This is a genomic window from Rhodococcus sp. AC861, from assembly GCF_979256035.1.
Window position 1 is genome coordinate 1 of record NZ_CEEDMW010000078.1, and the last position, 247, is coordinate 247.

General features: G+C 68.8%; 1 protein-coding gene. It reads right to left on the reverse strand.

The annotated features are described in order from the left end of the window. Nucleotides 1-247, reverse strand: a 247-nt coding sequence (locus AC0IX4_RS23225; protein WP_471831438.1) for an AMP-binding protein, incomplete at both ends; no start/stop codon positions are given.

Genomic DNA, 247 nt, shown 5'->3' on the forward strand with positions numbered 1-247 from the left:
CGACTGCCACGGATTCGAGAAGTGGTTCGTGCTCACGGATCATCGCGTCGAAGCCCTCCCCTGCTTCGATGACGGTGATGCCGTCGAGGGAGTCGAGCTTGCGGCGCTGGTCGGGTTCGGTGACGACGACTCGGGCCGCCGCGGCCTCGACCCGCATGGCGATCGCCGGAGTCGCGACAGCGGTGAACAACGGGACGTGCACGGCGCCGAGTCGCCAGATGCCGAGCAACGCCACCACGCGCTCGCG